Origin of the sequence: Treponema sp. JC4, assembly GCF_000260795.1 — a bacterium.
In the GTDB taxonomy this organism is placed as follows: domain Bacteria; phylum Spirochaetota; class Spirochaetia; order Treponematales; family Treponemataceae; genus Treponema_D.
In genome coordinates, this window is sequence record NZ_AJGU01000082.1 from 1 (window position 1) to 3,302 (window position 3,302).

Genomic DNA, 3,302 nt, shown 5'->3' on the forward strand with positions numbered 1-3,302 from the left:
TTCACAATTTCTGATACTTCTTTGTAATAAGTTCTTGCTAAATCCATACTTCCCTTGATTTAGATAACCTAAAGCCTCAGGTTATTTTCTTCCATTTAATTTTCTTTACATCCCTGCTCGTAAAGCCGGTTTCAGCATCAATAAGATATATACCTCCAAGTTCAAATCCCAGATATTCCGATTCGTCATCATCAATTATTACGTAATAATCAACATCATGGCAGGAAAGATAATCTGTTATTTCTTTCTGCCTGTTTCCTAAATCTTTTGTTCTGCTGAATATTGTGCAGCCATATCCCGCCAGCTTTACTTGCAATTCCTGAATCTGAGGAGTCTGATTTTCAATTATAGGCGACCAGCCTGTTTTCCAAGAAGAAGTAAGAATTATTTTTGCCCCTACCCCATCACGATTCACAAAACCACAGAAATTTCTGATGCACTCATCATTCAGAGTAAAGGGCGTTTTCCAACTTGATTTTGTATTGAGGACACCATCTATATCCAGAAAAATTACGAATTCTTTTTCTATCATAATTTTATTTCCTGCTTGCAAGTTCGTTGTACTGACGCTCCATCGTATGATACAAATCCATAATTGTCTTGATTTTATTCTCTTTATTCATAATGATGTACCTGAGAATGTACGGTTTCAATTTCGGTTGTAAGGCAGCCTGATAATAATAATCCGCTTACAGCCGTAATTATTCCAGTAATAAGTTTTTTTGTCTTCATAACTTAATTCTCCCCTCTTACCGCAGAAAACAAAGCTCCCGTTAATAACGATGGGCCGAAATAAGCAAGCATAGCCATCATATGTTCCCCTGAAAAAATCGAACCATAATATAAATGGTTATTAAAAAGTGCTATATAGAAGGCTACAAGTAATCCAATTGCGGAAAACAACATGGCTTGCGGAAGTCTGTTTCCTGTTATCAGATTTATAACAAAAATCAGAATTCCCATTGAAATGTAAAAATCTGGTTCCCAGTATGAACAATAATTTGCACTTACATTATAGATTGAAACAATCAGAGCGAAGAAAACCAGAACATAAGCCATTATTATACAGTAAACAGAATGTCCTTCGTCATCAAAATCAAAAGCGAGAGAATCAATAGCAGAGAAAGCCAGAAATGGAGTTGCAATTGATAACAGAACTCCAACAATCATAAGAATGATTCCCAGTGCATTCAGTGAATCTGCATATTGAAATATATTGTAGCCTCCGTAAACTATTCCTACAGAAATTGCAGAACCAATTCCAAACAGTAACAGAAATCCTATGGTACAAAACAGGAATTTTTTTACATTTCCCCAAGCCAGCAGCCACAAAGTACCAAACAGGTAAAGAATTCCCAGAACAGAAATTACATGATACACGTGGGTCATAGATAATCCATGCGCAATTAAACCAATAAATAAAACCCATAGAATGATATCAAACCCCATATAAGGGATAACATAAACAACCATAAAATACCTCACATAATTAATTTTTTATAATGTGATTATAGAACCTGACATTTCTGGGTGCATTAAAGTGCTGCTTGAATTTATTAAAATATTTTTCAGATGTGCATATTCAATATTTTGCTTGACAACCTTTCACTCCTGCTGTATGTTTAAACCATACGGTTTGAATACGCATATCTGCAACTTTACAAACACAAGGAGATAATTATGGATGTTAAAGAAATTACGAAAAAACGTAACGAATTAAATTCTGTCTGCATTAATAATGCTGCAACAGGTCGCAGAATCAGAAGTTTATGCAAGAACTCTGAAATTACTCTTGGTATGCTTTCCGAAATATTGGGCTTTGCAGGACAGCAGGCTGTTTATAACTGGGTTGAGGGAAAGGCAAAACCAACTCTTGAAAATATTCTGAAGATTGCCCTTCTCTTCGGTATTGATGTAAATGAAATTATTGTAATTTCATAGAAGGCTGAGAAAAATTATAGTTCTCAACGCCTTTTTTGGTTATAATAATCAACGAGGTTTACAAATGATTTCTGAACTTGAAGATAATAGAAGAGGCTACAATTTTTCTGCTGCCAAGATGGATATTTATGCCTTTCTTTATCTTCAGTATAAATCATTAATTCAGAATAAAGAGTATATTCCAGATACATCAGAAATGATTTCAAATCTTGATGTTTCTGAGGAAATAAAACAGATTCTGAACAAGTACGTAAAAGATTTTCCGGAAAACTATGAGGAGTCTGATTTTTCCGCATATAGTGAAAAAAGAATTTACAGATACTTTTCATCATTCCGACAATTGCGCACTTCATATATGATGAATAAAGCTCCATGCGAAATGCGCAGTTCCCGAAATATGAGTTTTCTTGCAGCAGAACTTCTAAACCTGAACAAAAACGACCTCCTTGCAGATATCTATGGAGCGCCAGACAGTTTTCTAAAAACAATCCAGAATGATGAAAATCATAGAATTCCTTTTATTAATAAACCTGTTGCCTTTACAGCTAATGAAGAAGAAAGGGATTTTTTAATATTACAGAATGACATTCTGCTGCCACAAAAATATCAGATTGACATCTGTAAAAAAGATTTTTTTTCAGAATCTGAAGATGGAAAATTTAATAAAATTTTCGCTTTTATTCCTGTTTTTCAAAATACAATAGAAAGCCAGACAAGACGCATTTCTCAGAATGTAATCTATTCCGAAGACAAAAGCTATGACTACATATTAAAGATTCACAAGTATTTACGTGATTCAGAACGAGTTGTAATCTGCATTTCTGACTACATTTTTTCTGAAAAAGCAGAAAATATCCGAAAGCGTATATTAGACACCGGGCATTTTGAAGGCCTCATACGTTTCCCTGCAGGAGAAATAGAACCTTATAATCTTGGCGCATCACTTTTAATTTTTAACAAAAACAAGGAAGTTAAATCTCGGGAAGAGATAAGCTTTACATTCCTTGATTTATGTTATGTAGAAAAGACAGGATCACGATGGTCTTCTAATTCCAGTATAATTTCTCAGCTGGGTACAAAAGTAATTATCGATATGTTTTACGGCAAAAAAGAATGTGATGCTTCAATTGTACGTAGAACTTTTTCTTATGAGGATATTGCATATAACGATTATATTTTTGATACCAAATTTGATATAGACTCGTATTTGGAAGGCTACAATCCAGAAATATGGGAAGATTCAGTATCCTCCATAAATCAAAAAGATACAATAAAACTTTCTGAAAATGCCGTTATTTTCCGTGGCATTCAGGATACCGAAGGTATCAAAGAAAAGGAAATAAAAAAGAATACACAAGAAG

General features: G+C 33.9%; 4 protein-coding genes. 2 read left to right on the plus strand and 2 right to left on the minus strand.

Annotation, left to right across the window (positions count from 1 at the left end; genetic code table 11):
• Window positions 1-76: 76 nt before the first annotated feature.
• On the minus strand, window positions 77-532 hold the full coding sequence (locus MSI_RS13165; RefSeq protein WP_009108027.1) for an HAD domain-containing protein: 456 nt from the start codon (window positions 530-532) through the stop codon (window positions 77-79).
• Between the two features lie 203 nt (window positions 533-735).
• Window positions 736-1,473: a hypothetical protein gene (locus MSI_RS13170; protein ID WP_009108032.1), complete on the minus strand. Its 738-nt coding sequence runs from the start codon at window positions 1,471-1,473 to the stop codon at window positions 736-738.
• Window positions 1,474-1,680: 207 nt separating this feature from the next.
• On the opposite strand from MSI_RS13170, the gene MSI_RS13175 reads away from it, so the two are divergent.
• Window positions 1,681-1,941, plus strand: coding sequence for a helix-turn-helix transcriptional regulator (locus MSI_RS13175; protein WP_009108034.1), 261 nt, complete (start codon window positions 1,681-1,683; stop codon window positions 1,939-1,941).
• A 64-nt stretch (window positions 1,942-2,005) separates the two neighbouring features.
• A partial coding sequence (locus MSI_RS13180) for an N-6 DNA methylase (RefSeq protein ID WP_039925037.1) occupies window positions 2,006-3,302 on the plus strand: 1,297 nt, incomplete at its 3' end.